This is a genomic window from Streptomyces sp. DH41 (genome assembly GCF_029813785.1).
Classification (GTDB): Bacteria; Actinomycetota; Actinomycetes; order Streptomycetales; family Streptomycetaceae; genus Streptomyces.
The window spans coordinates 163,103-189,873 of record NZ_JARVKY010000015.1 but is presented as its reverse complement, the minus strand read 5'-3'; the positions used below and the strand labels follow the sequence as shown (position 1 = coordinate 189,873).

The 26,771-nt window shown below is 72.1% G+C and carries 28 protein-coding genes; 19 read left to right on the top strand and 9 right to left on the bottom strand.

The window, feature by feature from the left end; genetic code table 11:
• Positions 1-209 precede the first annotated feature (209 nt).
• The 4 genes from lipB (at position 210) to QC283_RS24120 (ending at position 3,401) form a co-directional block, all read left to right on the top strand.
• Complete coding sequence (lipB, locus tag QC283_RS24135) at positions 210-1,007, top strand: lipoyl(octanoyl) transferase LipB (protein WP_279563739.1); 798 nt, start codon at positions 210-212, stop codon at positions 1,005-1,007.
• Positions 1,008-1,181: 174 nt separating this feature from the next.
• Entirely contained in the window at positions 1,182-2,135 is a 954-nt protein-coding gene (gene lipA, locus QC283_RS24130; protein WP_279563738.1) for a lipoyl synthase, read from the top strand.
• A gap of 231 nt (positions 2,136-2,366) precedes the next feature.
• A complete protein-coding gene (locus QC283_RS24125; protein WP_279563769.1) occupies positions 2,367-2,582 on the top strand; it encodes an SCO2195 family GlnR-regulated protein in 216 nt (71 codons plus the stop codon).
• Between the two features lie 114 nt (positions 2,583-2,696).
• Positions 2,697-3,401, top strand: coding sequence for a DUF4191 domain-containing protein (locus tag QC283_RS24120; RefSeq protein ID WP_279563737.1), 705 nt, complete (start codon positions 2,697-2,699; stop codon positions 3,399-3,401).
• A 144-nt stretch (positions 3,402-3,545) separates the two neighbouring features.
• Here the strand turns inward: QC283_RS24120 and QC283_RS24115 are convergent, their stop codons facing one another.
• Complete coding sequence (locus tag QC283_RS24115; protein ID WP_279563736.1) at positions 3,546-4,013, bottom strand: RDD family protein; 468 nt, start codon at positions 4,011-4,013, stop codon at positions 3,546-3,548.
• A 219-nt stretch (positions 4,014-4,232) separates the two neighbouring features.
• Here QC283_RS24115 and glnA point away from each other — a divergent pair, with 219 nt between their 5' ends.
• The 4 genes from glnA (at position 4,233) to QC283_RS24095 (ending at position 8,297) form a co-directional block, all read left to right on the top strand.
• Complete coding sequence (gene glnA / locus QC283_RS24110) at positions 4,233-5,642, top strand: type I glutamate--ammonia ligase (RefSeq protein ID WP_279563735.1); 1,410 nt, start codon at positions 4,233-4,235, stop codon at positions 5,640-5,642.
• A 242-nt stretch (positions 5,643-5,884) separates the two neighbouring features.
• Entirely contained in the window at positions 5,885-6,352 is a 468-nt protein-coding gene (locus QC283_RS24105; RefSeq protein WP_279563734.1) for an NUDIX hydrolase, read from the top strand.
• Between the two features lie 158 nt (positions 6,353-6,510).
• On the top strand, positions 6,511-6,771 hold the full coding sequence (locus QC283_RS24100) for an SCO2583/SCO2584 N-terminal domain-containing protein (RefSeq protein ID WP_279563733.1): 261 nt from the start codon (positions 6,511-6,513) through the stop codon (positions 6,769-6,771).
• 326 nt (positions 6,772-7,097) lie between these two features.
• Positions 7,098-8,297 carry a winged helix DNA-binding domain-containing protein gene (locus QC283_RS24095; RefSeq protein WP_279563732.1) on the top strand — a complete coding sequence of 400 codons (1,200 nt, stop codon included), beginning with the start codon at positions 7,098-7,100 and terminating at the stop codon, positions 8,295-8,297.
• Between the two features lie 58 nt (positions 8,298-8,355).
• On the opposite strand, the gene QC283_RS24090 is transcribed toward QC283_RS24095, so the two are convergent.
• The 6 genes from QC283_RS24090 to QC283_RS24065 form a co-directional block, all read right to left on the bottom strand.
• Positions 8,356-10,971, bottom strand: a complete 2,616-nt coding sequence (locus tag QC283_RS24090; protein ID WP_279563731.1) for an ABC transporter permease — start codon at positions 10,969-10,971, stop codon at positions 8,356-8,358.
• Complete coding sequence (locus tag QC283_RS24085; RefSeq protein ID WP_279563730.1) at positions 10,968-11,738, bottom strand: ABC transporter ATP-binding protein; 771 nt, start codon at positions 11,736-11,738, stop codon at positions 10,968-10,970. The genes QC283_RS24090 and QC283_RS24085 overlap by 4 nt, the downstream gene beginning before the upstream one ends.
• 25 nt (positions 11,739-11,763) lie before the next feature.
• Complete coding sequence (locus QC283_RS24080; protein WP_279563729.1) at positions 11,764-12,204, bottom strand: hypothetical protein; 441 nt, start codon at positions 12,202-12,204, stop codon at positions 11,764-11,766.
• 202 nt (positions 12,205-12,406) lie between these two features.
• On the bottom strand, positions 12,407-13,081 hold the full coding sequence (locus tag QC283_RS24075) for a response regulator transcription factor (RefSeq protein WP_279563728.1): 675 nt from the start codon (positions 13,079-13,081) through the stop codon (positions 12,407-12,409).
• A complete protein-coding gene (locus QC283_RS24070; protein ID WP_279563727.1) occupies positions 13,081-14,328 on the bottom strand; it encodes a sensor histidine kinase in 1,248 nt (415 codons plus the stop codon). The genes QC283_RS24075 and QC283_RS24070 overlap by 1 nt, the downstream gene beginning before the upstream one ends.
• 188 nt (positions 14,329-14,516) lie before the next feature.
• The gene (locus tag QC283_RS24065) at positions 14,517-14,831 is read right to left on the bottom strand and encodes a hypothetical protein (RefSeq protein ID WP_279563726.1); all 315 of its coding nucleotides are present in this window, start codon (positions 14,829-14,831) and stop codon (positions 14,517-14,519) included.
• Positions 14,832-15,004: 173 nt separating this feature from the next.
• Between QC283_RS24065 and QC283_RS24060 the strand changes: the two genes are divergently transcribed.
• From QC283_RS24060 to QC283_RS24025, 8 genes are all read left to right on the top strand, one after another.
• Positions 15,005-15,364, top strand: coding sequence for an arsenate reductase family protein (locus QC283_RS24060; RefSeq protein WP_279563725.1), 360 nt, complete (start codon positions 15,005-15,007; stop codon positions 15,362-15,364).
• A gap of 360 nt (positions 15,365-15,724) precedes the next feature.
• Positions 15,725-16,756, top strand: a complete 1,032-nt coding sequence (glnII, locus tag QC283_RS24055) for a glutamine synthetase (RefSeq protein WP_279563724.1) — start codon at positions 15,725-15,727, stop codon at positions 16,754-16,756.
• Between the two features lie 161 nt (positions 16,757-16,917).
• Entirely contained in the window at positions 16,918-17,040 is a 123-nt protein-coding gene (locus QC283_RS24050) for a hypothetical protein (protein WP_279563723.1), read from the top strand.
• Positions 17,041-17,161: 121 nt separating this feature from the next.
• Positions 17,162-17,791: a winged helix-turn-helix domain-containing protein gene (locus QC283_RS24045; protein WP_279563722.1), complete on the top strand. Its 630-nt coding sequence runs from the start codon at positions 17,162-17,164 to the stop codon at positions 17,789-17,791.
• 60 nt (positions 17,792-17,851) lie between these two features.
• The gene (locus tag QC283_RS24040; protein ID WP_279563721.1) at positions 17,852-18,856 is read left to right on the top strand and encodes an SDR family oxidoreductase; all 1,005 of its coding nucleotides are present in this window, start codon (positions 17,852-17,854) and stop codon (positions 18,854-18,856) included.
• A 75-nt stretch (positions 18,857-18,931) separates the two neighbouring features.
• The gene (locus tag QC283_RS24035) at positions 18,932-20,215 is read left to right on the top strand and encodes a sensor histidine kinase (RefSeq protein ID WP_279563720.1); all 1,284 of its coding nucleotides are present in this window, start codon (positions 18,932-18,934) and stop codon (positions 20,213-20,215) included.
• On the top strand, positions 20,200-20,853 hold the full coding sequence (locus QC283_RS24030; RefSeq protein ID WP_279563719.1) for a response regulator transcription factor: 654 nt from the start codon (positions 20,200-20,202) through the stop codon (positions 20,851-20,853). Before QC283_RS24035 ends, QC283_RS24030 begins: the two co-directional genes overlap by 16 nt.
• Positions 20,854-20,997: 144 nt before the next feature.
• On the top strand, positions 20,998-22,509 hold the full coding sequence (locus tag QC283_RS24025) for a DUF1996 domain-containing protein (RefSeq protein ID WP_279563718.1): 1,512 nt from the start codon (positions 20,998-21,000) through the stop codon (positions 22,507-22,509).
• A 76-nt stretch (positions 22,510-22,585) separates the two neighbouring features.
• Here the strand turns inward: QC283_RS24025 and QC283_RS24020 are convergent, their stop codons facing one another.
• A complete protein-coding gene (locus QC283_RS24020) occupies positions 22,586-23,014 on the bottom strand; it encodes a hypothetical protein (RefSeq protein WP_279563717.1) in 429 nt (142 codons plus the stop codon).
• A gap of 135 nt (positions 23,015-23,149) precedes the next feature.
• Here QC283_RS24020 and QC283_RS24015 point away from each other — a divergent pair, with 135 nt between their 5' ends.
• Genes QC283_RS24015 through QC283_RS24005 form a run of 3 tightly spaced genes read left to right on the top strand, consistent with a single transcriptional unit; the run spans position 23,150 to position 26,388 of the window.
• Positions 23,150-23,659, top strand: a complete 510-nt coding sequence (locus tag QC283_RS24015) for a tetratricopeptide repeat protein (protein ID WP_279563716.1) — start codon at positions 23,150-23,152, stop codon at positions 23,657-23,659.
• A gap of 44 nt (positions 23,660-23,703) precedes the next feature.
• The gene (locus QC283_RS24010; RefSeq protein WP_279563715.1) at positions 23,704-25,635 is read left to right on the top strand and encodes a hypothetical protein; all 1,932 of its coding nucleotides are present in this window, start codon (positions 23,704-23,706) and stop codon (positions 25,633-25,635) included.
• A 57-nt stretch (positions 25,636-25,692) separates the two neighbouring features.
• Entirely contained in the window at positions 25,693-26,388 is a 696-nt protein-coding gene (locus QC283_RS24005; RefSeq protein WP_279563714.1) for a TetR/AcrR family transcriptional regulator, read from the top strand.
• Here QC283_RS24005 and QC283_RS24000 read toward each other — a convergent pair.
• Complete coding sequence (locus QC283_RS24000) at positions 26,385-26,738, bottom strand: 5-carboxymethyl-2-hydroxymuconate Delta-isomerase (protein WP_279563713.1); 354 nt, start codon at positions 26,736-26,738, stop codon at positions 26,385-26,387. The genes QC283_RS24005 and QC283_RS24000 overlap by 4 nt on opposite strands.
• Positions 26,739-26,771: the final 33 nt, after the last annotated feature.

The following is a 26,771-nucleotide window of genomic DNA, read 5'->3' as shown; positions in this document are numbered from 1 at the left end:
GCCGTTCGATGTGCCCGGAGCGCCTATGAGCAGCCCTTATGGCCTCGTGAACGGCGCGAATGTAGCGGAGAGTAAGCGCCTGATCGCACAATTCGCCCGGCATTCATCCGATCGTGTGAGGATTGCCCGCCCGGCTGACGACGAACGGGCGGTCGTACAGTGGCGTGGGCACGGTTCGTGCCTTACGACCTTCCAGGGAGGCACTTGCCGTGAGTGAGCTGCGGTTCGTCCGAATGGGATTCGGTGCCGAACGCGTCGAGTACCAGGAGGCGTGGGACGAGCAGCGCCGGGTGCACGCCGCGCGGTTCGCCGACGAGGTCCCCGACACGGTGCTGCTCCTCGAACACCCGCCGGTCTACACCGCCGGCCGGCGCACCGAGGACAGCGAGCGCCCGCTGGACGGCACGCCGGTCGTCGACGTGGACCGCGGCGGCAAGATCACCTGGCACGGTCCGGGCCAGCTGGTGGGCTACCCGATCCAGAAGCTCCCGCGTCCGGTGGACGTGGTGGCGCACGTACGGCGGCTGGAGGAGGCCCTGATCCGCACCTGCGCGGAGTTCGGCCTGGAGACCAGCCGGGTCGAGGGCCGCAGCGGGGTGTGGGTCCTCGGCGACCCTGTCGAACGGCGCCCGGCGCTCGGCGGGCTGTCCCTGGACTTCGACCCCCGGCTGACCGACGACGAGTTCGACCCGCGGATGAACGGGCCGGAGTACGCCCCGTCCAACGCGGGGCAGCGCCGCGAGGACCGCAAGATCGCCGCGATCGGCATCCGGGTCGCCAAGGGCGTCACCATGCACGGCTTCGCCCTGAACGTGAACCCCGACAACAAGTGGTTCGACAGGATCATCCCGTGCGGCATCCGCGACGCGGGCGTCGCCTCCCTGGCGAACGAACTCGGCCGGGACGTGACCATCGAGGACGTACTCCCGGTGGCCGAACGCCACCTGCGCGACGTACTGGAGAACGCGGACCTGAAGCCGCGGGTGATCGAGAAGACGCCGGCCTGAAGCAGCGCCGGCGGCATAAATCCAGCCGGTCCGGCGTTTGAGGACAAGGCCGTTCAGGCCGAAGCGGGGGCCTGGGGGCGGCAGCCCCCAGCGAGGCCAGCACCCTCGCCGGGCATTCAAATCAACGGGCGTACGCTTAAAGGCGCCGAAGAATCAAACGCTAGGGAGCCGGTCGTGTCCGCAGTCGCACCCGACGGACGCAAGATGCTGCGCCTGGAGGTCCGCAACAGCCAGACCCCCATCGAGCGCAAGCCCGAGTGGATCAAGACCCGGGCGAAAATGGGTCCCGAGTACACCAAGATGCAGAACCTCGTGAAGAGCGAGGGCCTGCACACCGTCTGTCAGGAAGCCGGCTGCCCCAACATCTACGAGTGCTGGGAGGACCGCGAGGCGACCTTCCTCATCGGCGGCGACCAGTGCACCCGGCGCTGTGACTTCTGCCAGATCGACACCGGCAAGCCCGAGGCGCTCGACCGTGACGAGCCGCGCCGGGTCGGCGAGTCCGTGGTCACCATGGACCTGAACTACGCGACCATCACCGGTGTCGCCCGTGACGACCTGCCGGACGGCGGCGCCTGGCTGTACGCCGAGACGGTCCGCCAGATCCACCAGCAGACGGCGGCGCGCGAGGAGGGCCGGACCAAGGTCGAGCTGCTCGCCCCCGACTTCAACGCGGTGCCGGAGCTCCTCCAGGAGGTCTTCGCCTCCCGACCCGAGGTCTTCGCGCACAACGTCGAGACGGTCCCCCGGATCTTCAAGCGCATCCGCCCCGGCTTCCGCTACGAGCGCTCCCTGAAGGTCATCACCGACGCTCGCGACTACGGTCTGGTCACGAAGTCGAACCTGATCCTCGGCATGGGCGAGACCCGTGAGGAGATCAGCGAGGCGCTGCGGCAGCTGCACGAGGCCGGTTGCGAGCTGATCACCATCACGCAGTACCTCCGCCCGTCGGTGCGCCACCACCCCGTGGAGCGCTGGGTCAAGCCGCACGAGTTCGTGGAGCTGCAGCAGGAGGCCGAGCAGATCGGCTTCTCCGGCGTGATGTCGGGCCCGCTGGTGCGTTCGTCGTACCGGGCCGGACGGCTCTACGGAATGGCCATGGAGCAGCGGCGGTCCGCCACCGTGTGAATTCACGCACAAGTCACTACTCGCCAGTAATGGCCGAGATGCCGCGGTCCCGACCGTCCTCGCAGATGAGGGCACCGGTCGGGGCCGCGGCGCCGTTTCGGCCTCCGGCATCGCGGCTTCATGTCCGTTTGACCGGCGGGTCACGCCCTGGTAACACCAATCAGTGACCCTGAAATCACACCACGTACACCCGTCTCCGTGCCCGGAGCCGTACCGAGGGGGACCTCCACGATGCAGGCCGCGCCCGTTCGCGCCACCGCCGTTCGCGCCACCGCCATCCCGTCGTTCACCACCGCCCTGCGCGCCGTCGAGTCGCTGCTGATGAGCGGTGGCCAGCGCACCGCCCGGCGCAACGCCTGGACCTCCGTGCTGGAGGACCGGCGCCGCGCCAAGGACCGGATCGAGACGGAGCGCGTCCTCGGGCAGTCCGTCGCCGGCCGCCCCTGACGACGCCTCCGCCCCCGCCCAGGCACCCGTCCCGTCTCCCCCGCCGCCCGTCCCGTCTCCTCGCGCCGGGCACTGCCGTCGTCGGCGCTTTCGGGGGCACGTAGACTTCCTGTCATGGCGAGGAAGGAACCTGCAGCGGACGCTGCGAATCCCGGGCGACTGAAGCAGATCGCTCTGACCTACAAGATGACCCGCAAGGCCGACAAAAAGATCGGTCTTGTACTCGCGGGTGTCGGCATCGTCGTCTTCGGTGTCTTCCTCGCGATCGGTTTCTTGATCGGTCACCCCATCTATCTCGGCATCCTGGGCCTGCTGCTCGCCTTCCTCGCGACGGCGATCGTCTTCGGGCGCCGGGCCGAGCGGGCGGCCTTCGGTCAGATGGAGGGCCAGCCGGGCGCGGCGGCGGCCGTGCTGGACAACATCGGCCGGAACTGGACGACCACGCCCGCGGTGGCGATGAACCGCAACCAGGACGTGGTGCACCGCGCGGTCGGCAAGGCCGGCATCGTGCTGGTGGCGGAGGGCAACCCGAACCGGGTGAAGTCCCTGCTCGCCGCCGAGAAGAAGAAGATGAACCGCATCGTGGCCGACGTGCCCGTGCACGATCTGGTCGTGGGCACCGGCGAGGGCCAGGTCGAGCTGAAGAAGCTCCGCACGACCATGCTCAAGCTCCCCCGCGTCCTGTCCGGCCCGCAGGTCACCGTGACCAACGACCGACTGCGCGCGCTGGGCGACCTGATGAGCAACATGCCGCTGCCCAAGGGCCCGATGCCGAAGGGCATGCGCATGCCCAAGGGCGGCAACCCCAGGCAGCGCTGACCCCGCAGGACTCCGACACGCCGGTACGGCGATGGGGGCGCCCGACTCAGCCGATGTGCGGCTTCCGCCGCGTGGCTCCGGGCGCCCCCATCGTCGTACCGCCCGATCGTCGTACCGCCCGCGATCGCCGTGGGGCTCGGGGCGTCAGATCCGTACTTCCACGGTGCGCGCCACCCGGTCGTGCAGGCCGCGGCCGTCGCGGTCCCAGATCAGCGCCGGGAGGGCGAGGCACAGCAGGACCGAGCGCAGCAGGGCACGCGCCGGGCTGGGGCGGCCCGTGCCCAGCTCCACCACCCGCAGGCCGAAGAGGCGCTTGCCCGGGGTGAAGCCGACCGTGCCGACGGTCAGCACGCTCAGTACGAAGTAGATCAGCAGGGCCCAGTTGCCGGTCGCCTGCCCGTAGCCGTCCGTGATCAGGCCGTATGCGATCAGGAGGCACAGGCCCCAGTCGACGGCCAGCGCGCCGAGCCGCCTGCCCGGCCGGGCGATCGAGCCCGGCCCGTCCTCCGGCAGACCGAGCTGCTCACCCCGGTATCCGAGATCGGCGCCGGCCCCTTCGATGGCCGCGCGCGGCCCGGAAAGCCACGATCCGATTGCTTGCCTGTTGTCCACCCGTCCACGGTACTGCGCCCGTATATGACCGGCGTACGGCGGGGTGTGGCGGGTCCGGATGAGGCCTACGCTGGAAGTGAGCCGGTTAACTTCTGCGAAACAAATGGGTCACGCCCGAGAAATCACCCGTCCCTAGGGTCGAGGAAGCGTGTGCCACCCGCACTGGCCGCACGAACGATCTACCACCCCGGCGGGACGGTCGGGAGTAGGAGGAGCTGGATGTTCCAGAACGCCGACGACGTCAAGAAGTACATCGCCGATGAGGACGTCAAGTTCGTCGACGTCCGGTTCTGCGACCTCCCGGGCGTCATGCAGCACTTCACGTTGCCCGCCCAGGCGTTCGACCCCGACGACGAGCAGGCCTTCGACGGATCCTCGATCCGCGGCTTCCAGGCCATCCACGAGTCGGACATGTCCCTGCGCCCCGACCTGTCCACCGCGCGCCTCGACCCGTTCCGCCGGGACAAGACCCTCAACATCAACTTCTTCATCCACGACCCGATCACGGGCGAGCAGTACTCCCGCGACCCGCGGAACGTGGCGAAGAAGGCCGAGGCCTACCTCGCCTCCACCGGCATCGCCGACACGGCGTTCTTCGGTCCGGAGGCGGAGTTCTACGTCTTCGACTCCGTCCGCTTCGCCACCAGCGCGAACGAGTCCTTCTACCACATCGACTCCGAGGCCGGCGCCTGGAACACCGGCGCGGTGGAGGACAACCGCGGTTACAAGGTCCGCTACAAGGGCGGCTACTTCCCGGTCCCGCCGGTCGACCACTTCGCCGACCTGCGCGCCGAGATCTCCCTGGAGCTGGAGCGCTCCGGACTCCAGGTCGAGCGCCAGCACCACGAGGTGGGCACCGCCGGCCAGGCCGAGATCAACTACAAGTTCAACACGCTGCTCGCCGCCGCCGACGACCTCCAGCTCTTCAAGTACATCGTGAAGAACGTGGCCTGGAAGAACGGCAAGACGGCGACCTTCATGCCGAAGCCGATCTTCGGCGACAACGGCTCGGGCATGCACGTCCACCAGTCGCTGTGGTCGGGCGGCGACCCGCTCTTCTACGACGAGCAGGGCTACGCCGGCCTGTCGGACATGGCCCGCTACTACATCGGCGGCATCCTCAAGCACGCCCCGTCGCTGCTGGCCTTCACCAACCCGACGGTGAACTCCTACCACCGCCTGGTGCCGGGCTTCGAGGCGCCGGTGAACCTGGTGTACTCGCAGCGCAACCGCTCCGCCGCGATGCGTATCCCGATCACGGGCTCGAACCCGAAGGCCAAGCGCGTCGAGTTCCGCGCGCCGGACGCCTCCGGCAACCCGTACCTGGCCTTCTCGGCCCTGCTCCTCGCGGGCCTGGACGGCATCAAGAACAAGATCGAGCCGGCCGAGCCGATCGACAAGGACCTCTACGAGCTGGCTCCCGAGGAGCACGCGAACGTGGCCCAGGTCCCGACCTCGCTGGGCGCGGTCCTGGACCGCCTGGAGGCCGACCACGAGTTCCTCCTCCAGGGCGACGTCTTCACGCCGGACCTGATCGAGACGTGGATCGACTTCAAGCGCGCCAACGAGATCGCGCCGCTGCAGCTGCGTCCGCACCCGCACGAGTTCGAGATGTACTTCGACGTGTGACCGACGCCCGGGTCGGGCTGCCTGGACTGGAACCCAGGCAGCCCGCCTGTGCACCGGGTGTGCACCACCCGGCCGGTTCCCTGGCCTGGTGTCGGGACGCCGCAGGACGCCGCGAGGGCCGCTCCCCACAGTCGGGGGAGCGGCCCTCGCCGGTTCGCTTCGGCTCTTCGATGACGTCGGACACGGTGCCCGCGGCGGCGGATCCCGGACGTCGGACAGGGTCCCGGGAAGAGGTGCGGGGGATGAGTTTTCGGTTGGCGGCGTATGCCGTGTGCATCGAGGACGGGCGAGTGCTGCTCGCCCGCCACGTGCCACCAGCGGGCGAGACCACCTGGACTCTTCCGGGCGGCCGGGTCGAGCACGGGGAGGATCCGTTCGATGCGGTGATCCGTGAGGTCGCCGAGGAGACAGGTTGCACCGCGGTGGTGGATCGCCTGATCGGAGTGGACTCACGAGTGATCCCCGCGGCCGAGGCCCGAGCGGGAGTCGAACACCAGAACGTCGGCGTCTTCTACCGGGTCCGCATCACCGGCGGCCGGCTCCGGCCCGAGCCGGACGGGGACATCGCCGAGTCGGTCTGGACCGAGATCTCCGATGTCGCCGGCCTGCGCCGGTCATCGCTGGTCGACGTCGGCCTCTCGCTTGCCCGGACCCTTCCGGCAACCGGCCATGTCGCTCCTGTCCCGGTCGACGGCCTGATCCGGCACTAGGCATCACTCACATCCGCCCGGCCTGACAGCGTCCGGACCCCGAAAGCCTCGGTGACTCGATGGTTCGGTGGCCGAAAAGCTTCACAGGGGGAACCCGACCCGGGATCATGTTTACTGACACGGTTGTTCGAGTCAGGGGACGGGGAGAGGGACCGGCGATGTCCGAACGGGACGATCAGGAACGCGAGTTCGACATCAAGTGGGCCGACGGTGCCGAGCACAAGGAACCCTCCGCACGCGCCCGGATGCTCGCCGCGCGCTGGAAGGAGAACCCGCCCGGACCGGTCCCCTTCCGCGCCGATCCGGAGCACGTGGGGCGCGGACGCCGGTCGTCCTGGGTGTCGACCGTCGTGGTGCTGGGCTGCGTGGCCGCGGTGATCGTCCTGCTCGGGTACATCAACTACCGGACGCCCTACTAGGGGGTGTCGTTTGGATCTTGCCGGGGTCGCGGGGTCTGGCACGCACTCCCCCACTGCCTGAAGGGCGTGGGAGGTGCCCCCAGCGGCGTTGTCGTCGGTTGCCAGGGCTCCGCCCTGTCGCCCTCCTCCGCCTTGCAGCTGCACGCACCAGACCCCGCTCGGCTCCGCTGCAAGGCGCCGTTTCCTGGAGCCGACCTGATCCAAACGACACCCCCTAGACCGACCACCGAGCCGGAGCGCCCGCCCCGCTCCGTCCGGCCCGGCGTTGTCAGTGGCGTCGGGCACGATGGCCGTACCAGGACGCGACGCGGCGGGCGGAGGCCGGTATGAGTGACGGACGGCGGCACATCGGGACGGCGGAGCGACGGGACCGGCTCGCGCTGCGGCAGCGGCTGGCGGGTGAGGCGCGGGCGGGAAGCCCGGAGGAGGTCGCCGGTTCGCTGACCGCCCTGCACGGCACCGACCCCGCGACGGTGTACCTGGCCGTCGGCGCCCGGCTGGCGGACGCGGCGAAGACCGTGGGCGAGACGGAGCGCGCGCTGTACGAGGACGGGGCGCTGGTCCGGATGCACGGCATGCGGCACACCGTGTTCGTGTTCCCGACGGAGCTGACCGCGGTCGTACACGCCTCGACCGGCCTCTCGGTCGCCGCCCGGGAGCGGGCCTCGCTGCTCAAGCAGATGGCGGCGGCCGGGGCGCCGGACGCGGCCTGGCTGACGGAGGTCGAGGAGTCGGCACTGGCCGCGCTGACCCGGCGCGGCCAGGCGACGGCCGCCGAGCTGGCCCGGGACGAGCCACGCCTGAAGGAGCGGTTCGTGTACGCGGCCGGGAAGAGCTACGAGGGCGTGCACACCGTCTCCACCCGGCTGCTGAAGGTGCTGGGGGTGGAGGGCAAGGTCGTCCGGGGGCGCCCGCTGGGCTCGTGGACGTCCAGCCAGTTCCGCTGGGCACCGGCGCCCGAGCATCCCGAGCTGGAGACGGCCGGGGCGCAGGCCGAGCTGTTGCGGGGGTGGCTGGCGGCGTGCGGGCCGGCGACCGAGGACGACCTGAAGTGGTGGACGGGGTGGCGGGTGACGGAGGTGCGCCGGGCGCTGGCCGCGATCGGCGCGGAGGCGGTGTCGCTGGACGACGGCACGGGGTACGTGGTCGCCGGCGACGCCGGTCCGGCCGCCGGGCCCGCGGAGCCGTGGGCGGCGCTGCTGCCGGCCCTGGATCCGACGGCGATGGCCTGGCAGCACCGGGACTGGTACCTCGCGCCCGAGCTGCGGCCGATGCTCTTCGACCGCAGCGGCAACGTCGGCCCGACGGTGTGGTGGAACGGCCGCGTGATCGGCGGCTGGGCCCAGCGGGCCGACGGCGAGATCGTCTGGCGGATCCTGGAGGGCGGCGGGACCGGCGGCGAGGGGACCGGTCGTGAGGCGGAGGCCGCGATCGCGGCGGAGGCGGAACGGCTGGGGTCCTGGGTCGGGGCGACACGGGTCACTCCGCGGTTCCGGACGCCCTTGGAGCGTGAGCTGTCGGCGTAGGCGCCTCGGGGCGGGGCGCCGCGACGACGGCGACAGTGACGCCCGACACCCGAGGGAACTACTCGCTCCGGGCGACGGCGACCGTCGGTGGGGTCCGGGAGGCGCGGAGGGCGGGCACCATTCCCGCGGCGGCCGTCACCAGGACGAGGGCGGTGAAGACCGCCGCGAGTTCCCCGGCCGGCACGCTGAACGGGGCGCTCGCCTCGGCGACACGGACCACCAGCCAGGAGTACGGCATGCCCAGGGCCAGACCGAGGATCCCGCCCAGTACTCCGTAGAGCGCGCACTCCACCGTGACCATGCGGTGCACGGCCGCTCCGCTGAGCCCCAGGGCCCGCAACAGCCCGAACTCGCGCCTGCGTTCGACGACGGTGAGGCTCGCCGTCGTCGCGACACCGGCGACCGCCACCAGGACGGTCAGACCCAGGACCATGATCACTGTGGTGGCCATCGTCCGCAGGTCGTCCGACCCCTCGGCCGGTCCGGCCGGCTCCTCGGCCATGACCCGGCCGTCGCCGCGCTCCGGTCCGGTCAACGTGTCGGTGATGGCCCGCTGTGCGCGTATCCGCCCCTGAGCGCCGTCCTGCGAGGCGTTGGCGGTGACCATGGTCGGCGCCGCATCCGCTCCCATACGGGTGAGATCCGCGGCGGTGACGAAGAAGTTCCCTCCGTAGGGGCCGGCTCCGGGCAGCGTCGCCGCCACGGTGAGGTGGACGGGGCGGCCCTCGAACTCCAGCGTCACACGGTCGCCCGCCCGGACGCCGAGCCGGTGGGCGTGGTCGGCGTCCACGACGACGTGGGCGGGTTCGAGGACGCCGAGGGAGCCGGTACGGGCGGTCAGGCTCACACCGGAGCGGACGGTGTCGAGGTCGAGGTCGGAGACCGTCGCGCCGCGGGTGCTCTCGACGACCTCCGCCGTGCGGAACGCGGTCACGTCGGTGAGTTCGGGGTGGGAGGCCAGATCGGCGGCGAGCGACCGGTCCAGCGACGTGGTGTCCCTGGCGTACAGGGAGAAGTCGGCGGGCGCCGCCACCGCCTGCCGGTACCGCTCGTAGGCGCTCAGGGAGGCGAGGCAGGTCAGGGTCGAGCCGACCAGGCAGACGCCGAGCGCCACGACGACCGAGACCGAGGCCGCCCTGCCCGGCGCGCCGCCCACTCCCGCGACCGCGAGCCGGCCGGCCGCGCCGGTGCGGCGCAGTGGGACGGCGACGGCCGACAGCACCGGCCGGACCAGTCGGGGGCCGAGCGCGATCAGGGCCAGGAAGGCCAGCCCGCCCGAGAGCACCACGAGGGTCAGCGCCGCGAACCGGTCGTACTCCGTGTCGCCCGGCCGGGGCAGCCCGACGTACTGCTGCCGGGCGAGGAACGCGGCGCCCGCCGCGCACAGCAGGCCCAGCAGGGTCCGGCCGACGCCGCTCGCCGTGCCCTCCCCGGCCGCCGCGCCGCGCAGGGCCTCCAGCGGGGAGACCCGTGAGGCGCTCAGGGACGGGGCCAGGACCGCCAGGACCGCCAGCAGGCCGGTGCCGGCGACGGTGAGAACGGCCTCCGTCAGCGGGAGGCCGGAGGGGGCGAACAGCTCGTGCCCCAGCCGCCGGGCGAGCGGCGGGACGAGCTGCCCGCAGCCCCAGGCCGCCAGGACCCCGGTCGCGCCGGCCAGCAGGCCGACCACCGCCCCTTCGGCGACGAGCGCGGCGGCGAGCCGTCGCGGACTCGCCCCGATGGCGCGCAGCAGCGCCAGCTGGCGCACGCGCCGTGCGAAGACGATGCGGAAGGTGGAGGTAGCCACGAGGGCTGCCGCGCCGACGGCGACGGTGAGGAAGACGGTGACCAGTTCCAGGACGTCCTTGGCCTCCGTCACCGCCTCCCGGGCCTCCTGGTCCCGCACCTCGTTCCCGGACCGCACCAGCGCTCCGGGCACCGCCTGCCGGATCCGCTCCGCCGGCTCCGCCGACGCGGAACCGGACACGGCGGACCCGGCGGACGCGGAGGACCCGGCGGACCCAAAGGACCCGGCGGACGCTGTGTCGGTTCGGATGTCGATGCGGGAATACCCCGACACGCCGAGCAGCTCCGCGAGTTGGGGTCCGGGGGCGTATCCGGTGGGCCGCGCGTCGTTCGTGTCGGTGCCGCGGACGATGCCGCTGACCTCGACCGTCACCCGGCGGGTGCCGTCGCCGTCGCTTTCGGGCCGCAGCAGGGTGAGCGACGATCCCGGAGCGAGACCGTACTCCCGCGCGGCCCGCGTGTTCACGGCGAGCCGGCCGGGGCCGGCGGGGTACGTGCCCTCCAGCAGCCGTACTTTCGCCAGGGCACCGCTGCCCGGGTCCGCGGAGAGTTCGAGGTAGCGTTCGACGGCGCTGCCGTCCAGCGGGCTGCCGCCGTCGATCCGGCCGACGGCCTCGGTGACCGAGGGTGTCCTCCGGATCTCCCGGAGGCGGTCCTCGCCGATGTCCTCCCCGTCGTCGCCGGGTGTGACCACGACCGACACCGCTTCGGGTGTTCCGTGGAACTTCTCGACGACGGTCGCGGTGATGATCTGCTGGGCCATGACGGTCCCGAACACGACGAACGCCGCGATCAGCAGCGACAGTCCGGTCGCCGCGAACCGTCCGGGCCGTCTGAGGAGTTCCGCCACCTGGGAGCCCAGGACGGTCGCGCGCCACGGGGTGCTCATCGCCGCCTCCCCATGACGTCGGTGGCGAGTGCGGCGGCCCGTCCGCAGGGGTCGGTGTGCTCGTCCTTCACCACGCGTCCGTCCGCGAGAGTCAGTACCCGGTCGGCGTACCACGCGGCCGCGGGGTCGTGGGTGACCATCACGACCGTCTGGCCGAGGTCGTCGACGGACTGGCGCAGCATGGCGAGGACTTCGGCTCCGGACCGGGAGTCGAGGTTGCCGGTGGGTTCGTCGGCGAAGACCACGGCCGGCCGGGCCACCAGCGCCCGTGCCACGGCGACCCGCTGCTGCTGGCCCCCGGACAGCTCGGCGGGGCGGTGCGACAACCGGTGCGCGATGCCCAGGACTTCGCAGATGTGGTCCACCGTGCCGCGGTTCGGGCGCCGGCGGCCGGACAGGGTGAGGGGCAGCACGATGTTCTCGTAGGCCGTCAGCTGCGGCAGCAGGTTGAACGACTGGAAGACGAACCCGATCCGCTCCCGGCGCACCCGGGTCAGCTGCCGGTCGGGCAGCCCGGTGATCTCCGTTCCGTCCAGGACGACGCTGCCGGAGGTGACGGTGTCGAGTCCGGCGACGCAGTGCATCAGTGTCGACTTCCCGGACCCGGAGGGGCCGACGACGGCGGTGAACCGGGCGCGCCGGACACCGACGGACACCTCGTCGAGGGCCCGTACCTCCGAGGTGCCCTGACGGTAGGTCTTCACCAGGGCGGTGGCGGTGATGACGTCGTCCGGTGAGTGGCCGCCGGTGGCGGTGTGGAGAGCCATGGGGGCGGTTCCCGCGCGGTCCGGGTCAGGAGCCGAGCGGCGGCATGGACAGGGTGACGCCGGAGTCCGAGCAGTGTCCCCGCGCCTCGTCCTGGAGGTTCTGCACGTCCTTCGCGGACGGCGCTTCGGGGGACTTCCTGGCGGTCTCGAGCGCCCACCCCTCGTACCGGGAGATCTTGGCTCCGAGGTAGCCGTCCTTCATCTGCGCGCGGCGCTCGTCGCCGGTCTCCCGCCACCACTTCTCCGCGTCCGGCACGGGGCCGGTGGAGATCTCCTCGGCCTCGGTGACGATGCGCTGCGCCAGCCGGCAGTCGTCGGCGGACGCCTGGCTGAGCTCGTCGCGGTCCTGCCACCAGTACGCCGCCCCGGCGAGCAGGGCCGCGGCGGTCACCGCCGTGACCGCGGCGACGACGAGACGGTTCCGCTTGCGGTTGCGCGTGGCGGGCGTGGTGGGCGTGGCGTTCATCGGGTCCTCCGGTGTCTTCTCGGCCGCGTTCGGCGACAGTGAGAAGTCTGGAGTTCGGCGGCCCGCCGGGCATCGGCCACGAATCCGAGATACGGGGCGCCGATCTGGCACGCCGGACGGGGTGGTTCCCGCACCCTCGGTGGCAGGACCCGGCCGCGCCTCCGCCCCCTCAGGGGCAGAACCCGGGGACGCGTCTGCCCCCTCAGGGGGAGGGACGGACCAGTCCGGACTCATAGGCGAACACGACGGCCTGGGCGCGGTCCCGCAGGTGCAGTTTGGCCATGAGGTTGCCCAGGTGCGTCTTCACCGTGGCCTCCGCGACATACAGGTCCGCCGCGATCTCGGCGTTGGACAGTCCCCGGGCGACCAGGGCGAGCACGTCCCGCTCGCGCGCGGTGAGGGCGTCCAGCCGTTCGGCCTGTCCGTTGGCCGGTCCCAGCCGGTCGGAGACCCGGTCGAGGAGCAGCCGGGTGATGCGCGGCGCCACCACCGACTCCCCCGCGGCCAGGACCCGGATGGCGTTCACGACCTCCGCTGCGGGAGCGTTCTTCAGCAGGAAGCCGCCGGCTCCGGCGCGCAGCGCCGCGAAGGCGTCCTCGTCGTTGTCGAAGGTGGTCAGCACCAGCACGCCGGGCGGGTCGTCACGCCGCATCAGCTGCTCCGTGGCCTGGATGCCGTCCATGACGGGCATGCGGACGTCCATGATGACGACGTCCGCCTCGACCTTTCGCAGCAGATCGAGAGCGTCCGCCCCGTTCTCCGCCTCACCGACGACCTCGATGTCGTCCTGACCGGCCAGCACCATGGAGAAACCGGCCCGGATCAGCGGCTGGTCGTCCACCACGGCCACCCGGATCGGCCTGTCCGTCCGCGTCATCACTTCGTCCTTGTCGGAATCGAGGCACGTACGTGCCATCCGCTGCCGAGCCGGGGGCCGGCCTCGAAGCCGCCGCCGGCCAGTTCCACGCGCTCCCGCATCCCCACGAGTCCGTTCCCTCCCAGACGCCCGCCGACGCCGCGGCCGGCGAGGGTGCCCGCTCCGTCGTCGACCACACTGATCAGCAGTGTGCCCCGCTCCTCATGGAGCCGGATGTCGACCCCGGCCCCGGCCCCGGCGTGGCGGAGCACGTTCGTGAGGCACTCCTGGACGATACGGAAGGCCGTCATCTCCTCCGCCGGTGACAGCCGTCCTTCGCCGACCTCGACCGACACGTCCACGGTCAGCCCGGCGGCCCGCGCGCGTTCGGCGACGACCTTGATCTCGTCGAGGGTGACCAGACGCCGTGGCGGGCCGCCACCGGCGGAGTCCGGGTCGCCGGAGTCCGGGTTTCCCTCGCGCAGCACCCGGACGATGCGGTGCATGTCGTCGATGGCGTCCCGGCCCGTGGCGGCGATCGTCCTCAGCGCGGACTCCGCCATGTCCGGCGACTTCCGCAGCACCGACTCGGCGCCGTCGGCCTGGAGGATCATCACGGCCAGGCTGTGCGCCACCACGTCGTGCAGTTCACGGGCGATCTCGGCCCGCTCCCGGGCCGCGGCCAGCCGGACGCGCTGCTCCTGCTCCCGCTCTGCGTGCCGGGCACGGGCCGCCTGGCTCTCGGCGTACAGGCGCCTCGTGTGCAGGGCGAAGGCCGTCAGCCAGACCGTCAGCGTCAGTCCCCAGAAGATCGGGAGTGTTTCGAGGTCGGCGAACGGCTCGATACCGAGGGGTGGCATCCCCACCGTCCCGGCCGCCGTCGCCAGCAGCACCACGGCGCCCGCGAGATACGGCATCCAGGTGGTGCGGGAATGGTGGACGACCGACATCATGGCGAACAGCACGGCCGCGTTGTACGAGGCGGGTGCCGACGCCAGCGGCTCTTCGGGGAGGTCGTGCAGGGCGAGCTGGACGGCGCTCAGCGCGAGGACGACCGACATGACCGTGCCGGGGTACCGTCTGCGGGCCAGCAGGCACAGTGCCATCAGCCAGCCCAGCGGCAGGTCGTACTCGGCGCCGTAGTACCAGGCCGCCACCAGGACCACCAGCGCCATACCCGTGTCGCACGCCCGGGCGACGGCGCGTCCGTAGCGGCCGGACGGCGTCATCCAGGCCGACGGGACCGGGACCGTCCTCTCCTCAGCCAACCGTCGTACCTTCTCCTTGGGCAGGGACGCAACCGCGTGACCCGCGGCACAAGTACCGCCGGAACATGAGGACTTCGCGATGAGGGCGATGCCCTCACGCGCCCATACTGCCTCAGCGCCGGGCCGGCGCGCGGCACGGCGTCGCCGGGCGCCTCATGGAACGAGGGCGCCCGGCGACGGTGACGGCTTCAGCGGTTGTAGCGCATGAACGCCCGCACCATGTGGCACGTGGTGGCCGACGGCGGGTGGACGCCGATCAGCTGCGCCGTGGTGCGGATCTTCTCGTTGCGGGCCTGGTCGGGCAGGTGGACACCGGAGTCGAGCAGGGCGATGGCGAGCCGCATCGCCTTGAGCCGGCGGTTGTGCGTGACGTACCACTCGCGGGGGCGGCCCGCCGGCAGCGGACGCTTCTCCACGGGTTCGTACGGCGAGTCGAGCAGGACGGGCCGCTTGGCGGTGGACTGGGTGGGCAACGGCTTCGGCTTCAGTGCGGCAGCGGGCACGGGCATCCTCCTGTCGCGGTCAGGGCGCCGTCCGGACCCCCCGGCGACACCCTCGAACATGCTTCTATTTTACCGCCCACCACTGACAAACGTCCCTGGCCACAAGGCCTTTCGGGGTCGCTGTGACACACGGGGCGAACGAGTTCCCGCACCCTCGGGCTACCGTGTGCGGCATGGAGATCTGGATCAACCCGGCCTGCTCGAAGTGCCGCAGCGCGATCAGCCTGCTCGACGCCGAGGGCGCCGACTACACCGTCCGCCGCTACCTGGAGGACGTACCGAGCGAGGACGAGATCCGCGAGGTGCTCACCCGTCTCGGCCTCGAACCGTGGGACATCACCCGCACCCAGGAGGCCGCCGCCAAGGAATTGGGCCTGAAGGACTGGCCCCGTGACGAGGCGTCACGTGACCGCTGGGTCACGGCGCTCGCCGAGCACCCGAAACTGATCCAGCGCCCGATCATCACGGCGGACGACGGAACGGCCGTCGTGGGCCGCACCGACGAGGCTGTTCGGGACGCCCTGTCCCGTTAGGTGATGACTTGCCGCACGCCGCGGCTCGGAGCGTTCCACGCTGTCACCCTCCGCCGCCCTGATCGACCAGGGCGAGGGCTGTACACGGCTCACCGCGACCCTGTTCACGGACACCGAGCGGCGTTCCCAGGTGAGTGTGACCGTGGAGGACACCGCTGAGGCGGCGGACCGGTCCGGGCCGAGGCCGGGCGGGAGCCTTGAGAGACGCGCCACACCGACCCCAGGTAACACGGGGTTCACATACGGGCAACGGACGGGAAATCGCCTGTTGGCACGCTGCACGGCAGTAGAGCGGCGCCCCGATGCCGCAGCGCCGCAGCACCCGCAGTGCGCCCAGACCCACCCGAAGGATGTGTCCCCGTGACCTTCAAGGCCGAGTACATCTGGATCGACGGCACCGAGCCGACGGCCAAGCTCCGTTCCAAGACGAAGATCATCACGGACGCCCCCGCCGGTCTGGACGCCCTGCCGCTCTGGGGCTTCGACGGCTCCTCCACCAACCAGGCCGAGGGCAGCTCCTCGGACTGCGTGCTCAAGCCGGTCTTCTCCTGCCCCGACCCGATCCGCGGCGGCGACGACATCCTGGTGCTGTGCGAGGTCCTGGACACGGACATGACCCCGCACCCGACCAACACCCGTGCCGCGCTGGCCGAGCTCGCCGAGCGGTTCGCCGCGCAGGAGCCGGTCTTCGGCATCGAGCAGGAGTACACCTTCTTCAAGGGCGCCCGCCCGCTCGGCTTCCCCGAGGGCGGCTTCCCGGCCGCGCAGGGCGGCTACTACTGCGGTGTCGGCTCGGACGAGATCTTCGGCCGTGACATCGTCGAGGCGCACCTGGAGAACTGCCTGAAGGCCGGTCTCGGCATCTCCGGCATCAACGCCGAGGTCATGCCGGGCCAGTGGGAGTTCCAGGTCGGCCCGCTGTCGCCGCTGGAGGTCTCCGACCAGCTGTGGGTGGCCCGCTGGCTGCTCTACCGCACCGCCGAGGACTTCGAGGTCTCCGCCACCCTGGACCCCAAGCCGGTCAAGGGCGACTGGAACGGCGCGGGCGCGCACACCAACTTCTCCACCAAGGCGATGCGCGAGGGCTACGACGCGATCATCACCGCCTGCGAGTCGCTCGGTGAGGGCTCCAAGCCGATGGACCACGTCAAGAACTACGGCGCCGGCATCGACGACCGCCTGACCGGCCTGCACGAGACCGCGCCGTGGAACGAGTACTCCTACGGCGTCTCCGACCGCGGTGCCTCGGTCCGCATCCCGTGGCAGGTCGAGAAGGACGGCAAGGGCTACATCGAGGACCGCCGTCCGAACGCCAACGTCGACCCGTACGTGGTGACCCGCCTGATGGTGGACACCTGCTGCTCCGCGCTGGAGAAGGCCGGCCAGGTCTGATCCGCGCCCGAATCGCGTACCGGGGCGTCCACCACGACGGTGGACGCCCCTTCGCGTCGCCACCGTGCGGGACGACCGGGCCGGGCCCGCCGCACGCCGGTCGGCGTCCACCCAGTGAGAGACCTCTCCTCTCCCGCGCCACCGTCTGCTTCAATGGGCCCATGGTCGGCTTCCGGAAGAACGCGGTGACGGGTCGCCACGACCTCGAACCCTTCTGGCCCTCCCGTCAGCACGACGACTTCGACCGGGTCTGTTGCCGCGCGACGAACGCGCCGGCCCGCTAGAAAGCCGTACCCCCAGGCCTTCGCCCGGCGCGCACGACGTACGTCCCGCGACGCGCCCGACCACGACATCGCGCCCGTCGCCCCTCCCGACGAACCTCTCGCGCGAAAGAGCTGACGTCTCATGGCGACCACCCGTTCCCTGTCCACCGTCACCCTCGACTCCCCCGCCTCCGCCACCGCCCTCCCCGCCACCGCCCTCCCCGGCGCCGGCGACCACCGGCACCGGCTGCGTGCCGTCGACCGCGACGAGGTGGTGGACGTCGCGGCCCTGCTGCCGCCGGGCGCCACCTGGCTGCCCGCTCCGCCGCACGCCCTGCCCCCGCTGCCCGGCCGGCCTCCGATGGTCGGCTACCTGGTGCTGGTCCCGGCCGACCAGCAGCAGCCTCCGTTCCCGCCGGTGGGCGTGCCCGGCGCCGCACCGGAGAACACCGGGGAGGGCACCGACGGACGGCCGGGCGACCCGCTCGTCCGGATCGACACCGCGCGCCGCGTCGCCGCGGTGGACGGCCGCGAACTCGACCTGACCTACCTGGAGTTCGAACTGCTCGCCCATCTCGTCGCCCATCCGCACCGCGTGCACACCCGCGACCAGCTGGTCACCACGGTGTGGGGGTACGGCCACGTGGGCGACGGCCGCACCGTCGACGTGCACGTGGCCCGGCTGCGCCGCAAGCTCGGCTCCGAGCACCGCCGGACGATCCAGACCGTCCGGCGCGTCGGCTACAAGTACACGCCGCCCAAGGGCCGCTGAGCCTCTGCTGTCGGCAGACGGATATTCCCCGCGGCCCCCGCGCCGGGCAGAGTGGCCCGCATGAGGCTACTGGTGCTGGGCGGTACGGAGTTCGTGGGGCGGGCCGTGGTGGAGGCGGCGCTCGGACGCGGCTGGGAGGTGACCGTCTTCCACCGCGGCCGGCACGCGCCGCCGCCCGGGGTGCGGACACTGCGCGGCGACCGCACCGCACCCGACGGGCTCGCCGCCCTGGCCGACGGCGCGTGGGACGCCGTCGTCGACACCTGGTCGGCGGCGCCCCACGCGGTGCGGGACACGGCGCGGCTGCTGCGGGGCCGCGCCGGCCGGTACGTGTACGTGTCGAGCTGCTCGGTGTACGCCTGGGCCCCGCCCGCCGGGTACACCGAGGACGCCCCGCTCGTCGAGGGCGCCTCGGCGGACGCCGGGCAGACCGACTACGCCCGCGACAAGCGGGGCGCCGAACTGGCCGTCCTGGACGCCTTCGGCGCGGACCGCTCGGTGCTGGTCCGCTCCGGGCTGATCCTGGGCCCGTACGAGAACATCGGGCGGCTGCCGTGGTGGCTGAACCGCGTCGCACGCGGCGGCCCGGTACTCGCGCCGGGCCCCCGGGACCTCCCCCTCCAGTACATCGACGTCCGTGACCTCGCCGACTGGGTGCTCGGCGCGGTGGAACGGGAGCTGAGCGGCCCGTACAACCTGGTCTCCCCACCGGGGCACACCACCATGGGCGCCCTGCTCGAAGCCTGCGTCGCGGCCACGGGCGGCCCGGCCGAGCTGCGCTGGACCGCCCCCGACGACGTCCTCGCCGCCGGCGTCGAGCCCTGGACGCAGCTACCGGTGTGGACACCGCCGGGCAGCGACCTGCACGACGCCCTGCACGGCGCGGACGTCTCCCGGGCACTGACGACCGGCCTGAACTGCCGCCCGGCCGGTGACACCGTCGCCGACACCTGGACCTGGCTGCGGGACATCGGCGGCACGGCGCCCAGGCGCCCGGACCGGCCGCCGGTCGGACTGGACCCCGAGACGGAGACGAAGGTCCTCGGGGCCGACGACACCCCCTAGGTGTACCTGTCACCACCCCCTGCCCCGGGGGTTCGGCCCAGTGACCCGTGCCGTCGCCTCGGTAAGACTGACGGCATGAACATCCAGACGAAGCGCGACGACCGGCAGACCGACCGGCGGACACCCTCACGGACACGCGACATGGCACTGTCGGCCGTGCGAGGACTGGCGCTGACGTTCATCTCGCTGCCCGGCGCGGTGCTGTGCTTCTGCCTGACCCTCGTGTCCATCGCGCTCGTCCCGATCGGGATCGGCCTCGTCACCACGCCCTGGGTGCTGACGGGCGTGCGGATGTTCGCGGACTGGCGCCGGCTGCTCGCCGCCGAGTGGGGCGGGGTACGGATCCAGCGGGCGTACCGGCCGCTGCCCGAGAACGCCAACCCGTGGGCGCGCACCTTCGGAATGCTCGGCGACCCGGCGACCTGGCGGGACTTCATCTGGCTCCCGGTCGACATGACGGCGGGCTTCGTCACCGCGCTGCTGGCCTTCGCGCTGCCCTTCTACCCGCTGGAGGGGTTCGCCATCGCGGCCGGACTGTGGCGGGTCTGGTCCGACACCTACTGGTACGGCTTCGTACCCGTCTCCGACCAGACCACCGCGCTCTACGCCGCCGCCCTGGGCGCCGTCCTCCTCGTCTGCGCGTACTGGCTCAGCCCGCTCCTGCTGCGCGCCCACTTCCGGCTCACCGGCGCGGTCCTCGGCTCGGACCAGGAAGAACTCGCCCAGCGGGTGCGCGTACTGACCGAGACCCGCCGCGACGCCGTCGACACCTCCGCCGCCGAACTGCGCCGCATCGAGCGGGACCTGCACGACGGGGCGCAGGCCCGGCTGGTCGCCATGGGCATGGACCTCGGCACCATCGAAACGCTGCTGGAGAAGGACCCGGAGCAGGCCCGGGCACTCCTCGCGCAGGCCCGCCAGTCCTCCGCCGACGCCCTGACCGAGCTGCGCGAGCTGGTGCGCGGCATCCACCCGCCGGTGCTCGCCGAACGCGGCCTGGGCGACGCCGTACGGGCCCTGGCGCTGCGGCTGCCCGTCGCCGTCGAGGTCGACGTGGACCTGCCCCGCCGCGCCGACGCTCCCGTGGAGTCCGCCGCCTACTTCGCGGTCAGCGAGATCCTCACCAACGCCGTGAAGCACTCCGGCGCCGACCGGATCTGGGTCGACGTGCACCACGCCGAGGGTCAGCTGCGCATCGCCGTCACCGACAACGGCAAGGGCGGTGCGGCGCCCGGGGCGGGGTCGGGCCTGGCCGGGGTGGAGCGCCGACTCGGTACATTCGACGGCGTCCTGGCCGTCAGCTCGCCCGCGGGCGGCCCCACCATGGTCACCATGGAGATCCCTTGCGCGTTGTCCTAGCCGAAGACCTGTTCCTGCTGCGCGACGGACTGGTCCGGCTCCTTGAGGCCCACGGCTTCGAGATCGCCGCGGCCGTCGAGACCGGCCCCGAGCTGTCCCGGGCGCTGGCCGAACTGGAACCGGACGTGGCCGTCGTCGACGTACGCCTGCCGCCCACGCTCACCGACGAGGGCCTGCAGTGCGCGCTCGAGGCCCGCCGCGAGCGGCCGGGGCTGCCGGTCCTGGTCCTCTCCCAGCACGTGGAGCAGCTGTACGCGCGCGAGTTGCTCGCCGACGGCAGCGGCGGGGTGGGGTACCTGCTCAAGGACCGGGTGTTCGACGCGGAGCAGTTCGTGGACGCGGTACGGCGGGTGGCGGCGGGGGGTACGGCGATGGACCCGCAGGTCATCCAGCAACTGCTCAGCCGGCGTGCGGCGGAGGACCGGCCGCTGGAGCGGCTCACCCCCCGGGAGCGGGAGGTGCTGGAGCTGATGGCGCAGGGGCGGACCAACGCGGCGATCGCCGGCAAGCTCGTCGTCACGGAACGGGCGATCGCGAAACACACGGCGAACATCTTCGCCAAGCTGAGCCTCGAGGTCTCGGACGACGACAACCGCCGTGTACTGGCGGTTCTCGCGTACCTGGACCGCGGCCGCTGACCCCGCCACCGATCCCACCCGTCCCCAAGGGCCCGGCAATTCCCGGGACGGGTGAACACCCCTGGGACGGCCTCCGTATGGAGGGGAGCCGCTTCACTCCTGTCGGGCGCCCTCGATGCCCCGCAAGGAAGTCAGAGGAGTTCCATGGGACGCAACACAAGAAAACGCCGTACGCCGCTGGCCACCAAGGTCGTCGCCGGGGCCGCGGCCCTGGCGGTCGGCGGGGGCGGCCTGCTCTGGGCCAACTTCAACGCCTCGGCGCACGAGGAGAACCGGGCACACGACCGGACACGCTCCGCCGCCGCGCAGGTCGCGACGATCGACTGTCCCGACGTCGGCCAGCAGATCTCCGACGTGCCGGACCGGGCGCGCGGGGAGGTCGACGGCGGACTGGCCACGATGGACAGCCAGATCACCAACGCCTACCAGCGCCTCGCCACCACGCGCCGCGCGCAGGCCGGTGACTCGCGGTACGTCCAGAACACCATTCTCGGCCCGCTGGGGGACCGCCGGAAGGCGATCATCGACCGGATCCAGCTGGAGATCGACCGGGCCGGCGGCCGGGCCGACGAGAACCTGGACGAACTGGCCGAGTGCCAGGGCCGGCCGGCGGAGCAGCCGCGGAACGGAGACGGCCAGGACAACGGCGACGGACAGAACGGCGACGGCCAGAACGGCGACGGCCAGGGTCAGGACGACGGCCAGAACCAGGACGACAACGGCAACGGCGTCGCGGGTCCGGTGGCCGACGACTTCATCGACATCAACGACGTCGAGCCGAACTCCCGCAACAGCCAGAACGGCCTGGCCGCCGACGGCGACGGCGGCTCCACCGGCACCTTCACCTCGGACTGCGGTGTCAACGAGAACGACGTCTTCAACAGTGACAACCTGATCGCCGCCCCCGGTGTCGACAACGGCGCGCACCACGTGCACGACTACGTCGGCAACCAGGACAACGACGCCTTCTCCAGCGACGAGGACCTGGCGAACGCCGACACCTCGTGCCGGAACCAGGGCGACAGGTCCACCTACTACTGGCCGGTGCTGCGCCTCCAGGACGGTACGGAGGAGTTCGACGCGGACGACCTGGGCGGTGGCGCCGAGGGCAACATCGGCAGGATCCTGCAGCCGGCCCAGGCCGAGTTGAAGTTCGTCGGCAACCAGCGGAGCGACGTGGTCGCCATGCCGAGGTTCCTGCGCATCATCACCGGTGACGCCAAGTCCTTCACCAACGGTGACGCGAACGCCAACAGTTCGTGGAGCTGCACCGGCTTCGAGGACCGGCAGATCACCGACAAGTACCCGCTCTGCCCCGAGGGCAGCCAGGTGGTGCGCACGGCCAACTTCCAGAGCTGCTGGGACGGCCAGAACATCGACAGCGCCAACCACCGTGACCACATGGCGTTCGTCCAGCAGGACGGCAGCTGCGCGAACGGCTTCCAGGCCATCCCCCAGCTGCAGATCCGCCTGGTGTACGACATCCCCACGCCGACCGTCGAGAACGGCTCGGTGCGCAATCCGTACGCCGTGGACAGCTTCCCGGAGCAGCTGCACAAGCCGATCACCGATCACAACGACTTCATCAACGTCATGGACGAGGACCTGATGAACGAGGTGGTCGACTGCATCAACAGCGGCGAGGACTGCCAGTAGCCCTCCGGGGGCCGAGGGAGGGGGCCGGTGGCGGCGTTCGCCACCGGCCCCCTCCGCCTTCGCCTCCCCGTACGGGTCAGCCGCCGTGCCCCTCGTGACCCGGCGCGTGGCCGCCGCCGTGCCGGGTGCCCTGCTCCAGGATCCCGCCGAGCGTGCCGCGCAGGTCCGCCACCACGTCCTCGTGGCCGACGGCGACCCACTTGCGGCCGACGAGGTAGTGACCGCCGTAGTCCTTGGCCGTGTTGATCCACTCGCGCTGGCCGCGGTCGGTGGCGAAGGTGGCGAGGACGTACTTCTCGTCGCCCTTCTCGCAGATGGCCTGACGGATGGTGTCGGCGTCGGTCTGCATGTTCGGGGCGCACCGCGCCTCGGCGGCCAGGTGCTCCAGGCTGCCGGTCGCCGTCTCGGGCACGGCCGCCTCGCCGTCCCCGTCGGATCCGCAGCCCGTCAGCGCCAGTACCGCCGCCGCTCCGGCCAGCGCGAGCATCGGTCGGGTCAGCCTCATGTGTTCCTCCGGTCCGCTGTGGCGACATGCCGCACGAAGCCCCGGCGAGGGCTCTCGTCATCGATACGGCCCCGGGACGCGAAGTATTCAGCGGTCCTGGTGCCCTTCGGAGCACGCCCGTGCGAAAGTGGCGCCGTGGACCAGGACTGGGAAGACCGGGTGGCCGCCGCGTGGGCGAGGTTCGACGGCGTCGCCGAAGAGGACGGCGCCGCCTTCCGGGCTGAGATCGACGCCCTCGCGGACGAGTTGCCCGCCGGCAGTCCCCTCGGCCTGTTCGAGCGGGCCTGCGCCTGGGACTCCACGGGCCACTCCGACCGGGCCGTGCCGCTGTACCGCGAGGCGCTGGCGCGCGGGCTGGGCGAGGTCAGCGGTCACAAGGGCCGCCGGGCGAAGATCCAGCTCTCCAGCTCCCTGCGGAACACCGGGCACCCGGAGGAGGGCGTCAAGCTGCTGTCGCCCGAGCTGCTCAGGCCGTCGGACGAGTTGGACGACGCCGTACGGGCCGTGCTCGCGCTCTGCCTGTCGAGCATGGGCCGCGACCGCGAGGGCCTGTCGCTGGTGCTCGGCGCCCTCGCGCCCCATCTGCCGCGCTACCAGCGGTCGATGGCCGCCTACGCGCGGGCCCTGGTGGAGCCGGAGGACTGACCCGGGCACGGTGACCATCCACCGATTCGCTCGTTCTGCTGAACGTGCAGTCACAGGATGTCGCCCCGCGCCCCGCACCGTCCTCCACCTCCCCGGCCGGCCCGGTCGTCGACGTCGAGCAGGCCGAGGCCGCGCTCGTCGAGCACTATCCGCGCCTGGTCCGGCTCGCCTATCTGGTGCTGCCGCCGGGCCTCGGCCGGAGCCGCCGTGTCCTGACCGCGCACGCCCTCACCCAGCGAGCGCTGCCCCGCGGCCGGACGACGACACCCGTGATCCCGGCCCAGTCGACGGGCCGCGACGTCGACCCCGGCTACGCCCTGGTCCGCCTCCGGGTCATCCGTACGGCGCTGGAGGCGGGCCTTCCGCTCCGGCGGCGGGCGTGGCCCAAGCGGGCCCAGCTGCCGCCGCTGCTGCCCCAGGTACGCGGGCTGAGGCTGTTCCCGCGCTCCGGCGGCGCCGACGAACTCGCCCTGGACCAGCGGCTGTCCGCTCTCTCCGCGCCGGGCCGGGCGGCGTACGTGCTGCGGGGCCTGGAGAAGCTCTCCGACGGTGAGGTGCGGCAGTTGCTCGGGGCCGCCGGGGTCGCCGACGCGGACGCCGCGATGCGGGAGGCCACCGAGGTGCCCGGTCGGCACGCCCTGCTGGGCTCCCCCGAGTTCGACCCCTGCTCGCTGCAGGCCCGGCCGACCGACCTGATGCGCCGCCGGCAGCACACGAAGGCCGCGCTGGTCGCGGGGGCGGCCCTGGTGGTGTGCGGGGCGCTGCTGGGGCTGCCCGGCGACGGCTGGGGGCCGGACGGCGCCGCCGCCCCGCCCTACGCCCGGAACCCGGCGGCCGAGGCCGCCCTCGACCCCGCCGAGCTGACGAAGGCCGCCCCGGCCGCGTGGGAGACCTCCGCGCGCACCGACTTCTCGGTGTGGCCGGCCCGCGGTGACCTCACCGGCGACCAGGAGCTGCTGCGCCGTGCCCTCTCCGTCTGGGCCCGGCCCGGCGAGAGCGTGGGGGTCTCGGCGACACCGGGCACCCCGACCGGCGGCCCGGCCGGCCCGCCGCAGCTGCTGTACGCCGGGAACGTCGACAACGCGCGCGTGGTGATCCTGCACGACGGTCTGCGCATCGCCAGGTACGCCGAGCCGAAGGACGGCACGGCCGGCGCCGCCCTGGACTTCGCGCGCACCGACGGAGCCGGCCGGGCCGAGGCGAACGCGGTGGTCCTGGGCCGGGCCGACGGCAACGTCCGCTATCTGACGGCGCCCTGGGTGACCCAGGCGGCCGGGCGGGATCTCGCCGACCCGGATGCGCAGGCGCGGGACCTGACGCTGACCGACGGCGTGACCTCGACGGTGGCCAGCCCCGTGCGGGAGCAGTCCGGTGCCTGCACCTCCTGGAACGTGCTGGAGCTGACCGACGGCTCGGACACCCGCCTGGTGACCGACCTCGGCGAGCTGGTCCCGGCCCGTCTCACCACCGGCCGCCCCGGCTCGGTGAAGGACGCCGCCGGCGCGGAGGCGCTGGGCACCTGGGCGCCGTACGCCTGCTCGCTGGGCGCGGTGCGCGGGCAGGGCGTGCGTTCGGTGAACGCCTGGGAGTTCGCGACGCAGCCGCTGCCCGACTCGACCGGGTCGGGGGAATGGGTGTGCACCCGGGCCGAGACCTGGCGGGGTGCGGGGGCGCGGGTGATGGCCCAGTTCCGGACGCCGGGCGGGGTGCAGGGCGCGGTGGCGGCGAAGGCGCAGGACGTACCGGCGTGCGGCGAGCGCGACCCGCAGGTGCTGGCCGGGGTGCTGTGGAAGTCGGAGGGCGGGCACTGGTACCTGCTCGCCGCCGGCGGCCGGGACACGAGGTCGGTCGAGGCGACCGGCGGCATCAGCGGCTTGGCCGACGGAAACCTGCTGACGGCGAAGGCCGAGCAGGGCGCGCGGGCCGAACTGAAGGGCACTCTGGAGGACGGGCGGACGATCGGCGGTCTGCGGTAGAACACCGATGTTCGGTCCGGGCCGTTCGAGGCCGGATTCGATCGGTAGGGTGTTCGTATGACTACCGGGGTACGCCGCAGAATGGGCGTCGAGGAGCGCCGGCAGCAGCTGATAGGCGTCGCGCTCGATCTCTTCAGCCGCCGCTCGCCCGACGAGGTCTCCATCGACGAGATAGCGACGGCCGCCGGCATCTCACGACCGCTGGTCTACCACTACTTCCCCGGCAAACTCAGCCTGTACGAGGCCGCGTTGCGACGCGCCTCGGACGATCTGGCGGCCCGTTTCGTGGAGCCCCACGAGGGTCCGCTGGGCGCGCGGCTGCTGCGGGTGATGCGCCGCTACTTCGACTTCGTCGACGAGCACGGCCCCGGGTTCTCGGCGTTGATGCGCGGTGGGCCGGCGGTGGGTTCGTCCACGGCCAACGCGCTCGTGGACTCCGTACGGCAGGCCGCGTATGTCCAGATCCTTTCGCACCTGGGCGTCACCGATCCGCCCGCGCGTCTGGAGCTGGTCGTCCGTTCCTGGATCTCGCTCGCCGAGTCGACGGCCCTGATCTGGCTGGACGGGCGGCGCGTGCCGCGCGAGGAGCTGGAGACGCAGCTGGTGCAGGACTTCGCCGCGCTGGCCGCCGTCGCCGCCGCCCGCGACGAGGAACTCGCGGCGTTGCTGGGCGGCCTGTTCGGGGACGAGCCGGGCGACGGACCGTTCACCGACCTCGCCACCCGGCTGGTCTCACTGGCGTCCAGGGACTAGAACTCGGCCTTGCGGTAGGACGGGTCGAGGTCGCGGACCTCGGCGGAGACATACGCCCGGCGGCCGTCCTGAGGCCCTATGAAGGTGCGCATGAGGTCCACCGCCGCCTCGGTGAGCTGCGCCTTCGTCTCGTCGCTGCGTCCGGCGAGCAGGCCGAACGTGACATGCGCGAGGACCTGGTCGTAGCCGGTATCGGCGCCGACCGCGAGGTCCTCGCCGCGGAAGACGTGGGTCTTGCACGCTTCCAGTCGCGCGCCCGCCTTCTCGACGGCCAGCCTGTTCAGCGCGGTCGCCAAGCCCTCCCAGTCGACTTCGTCGCCTCCGGTGCGGGTAACGAGGATTTGCGGCATGAGCCCTCCTGTCCAGGTCAGAAGGGCTCACAC

Coding starts and splice junctions, on each gene's coding strand:
- QC283_RS24125 (WP_279563769.1), top strand. CDS start 2,367: ATGCAGGCCGCGCCCGTTCGCGCCACCGCCGTTCGCGCCACCGCCATC.
- QC283_RS24120 (WP_279563737.1), top strand. CDS start 2,697: ATGGCGAGGAAGGAACCTGCAGCGGACGCTGCGAATCCCGGGCGACTG.
- glnA (WP_279563735.1), top strand. CDS start 4,233: ATGTTCCAGAACGCCGACGACGTCAAGAAGTACATCGCCGATGAGGAC.
- QC283_RS24105 (WP_279563734.1), top strand. CDS start 5,885: ATGAGTTTTCGGTTGGCGGCGTATGCCGTGTGCATCGAGGACGGGCGA.
- QC283_RS24100 (WP_279563733.1), top strand. CDS start 6,511: ATGTCCGAACGGGACGATCAGGAACGCGAGTTCGACATCAAGTGGGCC.
- QC283_RS24095 (WP_279563732.1), top strand. CDS start 7,098: ATGAGTGACGGACGGCGGCACATCGGGACGGCGGAGCGACGGGACCGG.
- QC283_RS24090 (WP_279563731.1), bottom strand. CDS start 10,971: ATGAGCACCCCGTGGCGCGCGACCGTCCTGGGCTCCCAGGTGGCGGAA.
- QC283_RS24085 (WP_279563730.1), bottom strand. CDS start 11,738: ATGGCTCTCCACACCGCCACCGGCGGCCACTCACCGGACGACGTCATC.
- QC283_RS24080 (WP_279563729.1), bottom strand. CDS start 12,204: ATGAACGCCACGCCCACCACGCCCGCCACGCGCAACCGCAAGCGGAAC.
- QC283_RS24075 (WP_279563728.1), bottom strand. CDS start 13,081: ATGACGCGGACGGACAGGCCGATCCGGGTGGCCGTGGTGGACGACCAG.
- QC283_RS24060 (WP_279563725.1), top strand. CDS start 15,005: ATGGAGATCTGGATCAACCCGGCCTGCTCGAAGTGCCGCAGCGCGATC.
- QC283_RS24050 (WP_279563723.1), top strand. CDS start 16,918: ATGGTCGGCTTCCGGAAGAACGCGGTGACGGGTCGCCACGACCTCGAA.
- QC283_RS24045 (WP_279563722.1), top strand. CDS start 17,162: ATGGCGACCACCCGTTCCCTGTCCACCGTCACCCTCGACTCCCCCGCC.
- QC283_RS24040 (WP_279563721.1), top strand. CDS start 17,852: ATGAGGCTACTGGTGCTGGGCGGTACGGAGTTCGTGGGGCGGGCCGTG.
- QC283_RS24035 (WP_279563720.1), top strand. CDS start 18,932: ATGAACATCCAGACGAAGCGCGACGACCGGCAGACCGACCGGCGGACA.
- QC283_RS24025 (WP_279563718.1), top strand. CDS start 20,998: ATGGGACGCAACACAAGAAAACGCCGTACGCCGCTGGCCACCAAGGTC.
- QC283_RS24020 (WP_279563717.1), bottom strand. CDS start 23,014: ATGAGGCTGACCCGACCGATGCTCGCGCTGGCCGGAGCGGCGGCGGTA.
- QC283_RS24005 (WP_279563714.1), top strand. CDS start 25,693: ATGACTACCGGGGTACGCCGCAGAATGGGCGTCGAGGAGCGCCGGCAG.
- QC283_RS24000 (WP_279563713.1), bottom strand. CDS start 26,738: ATGCCGCAAATCCTCGTTACCCGCACCGGAGGCGACGAAGTCGACTGG.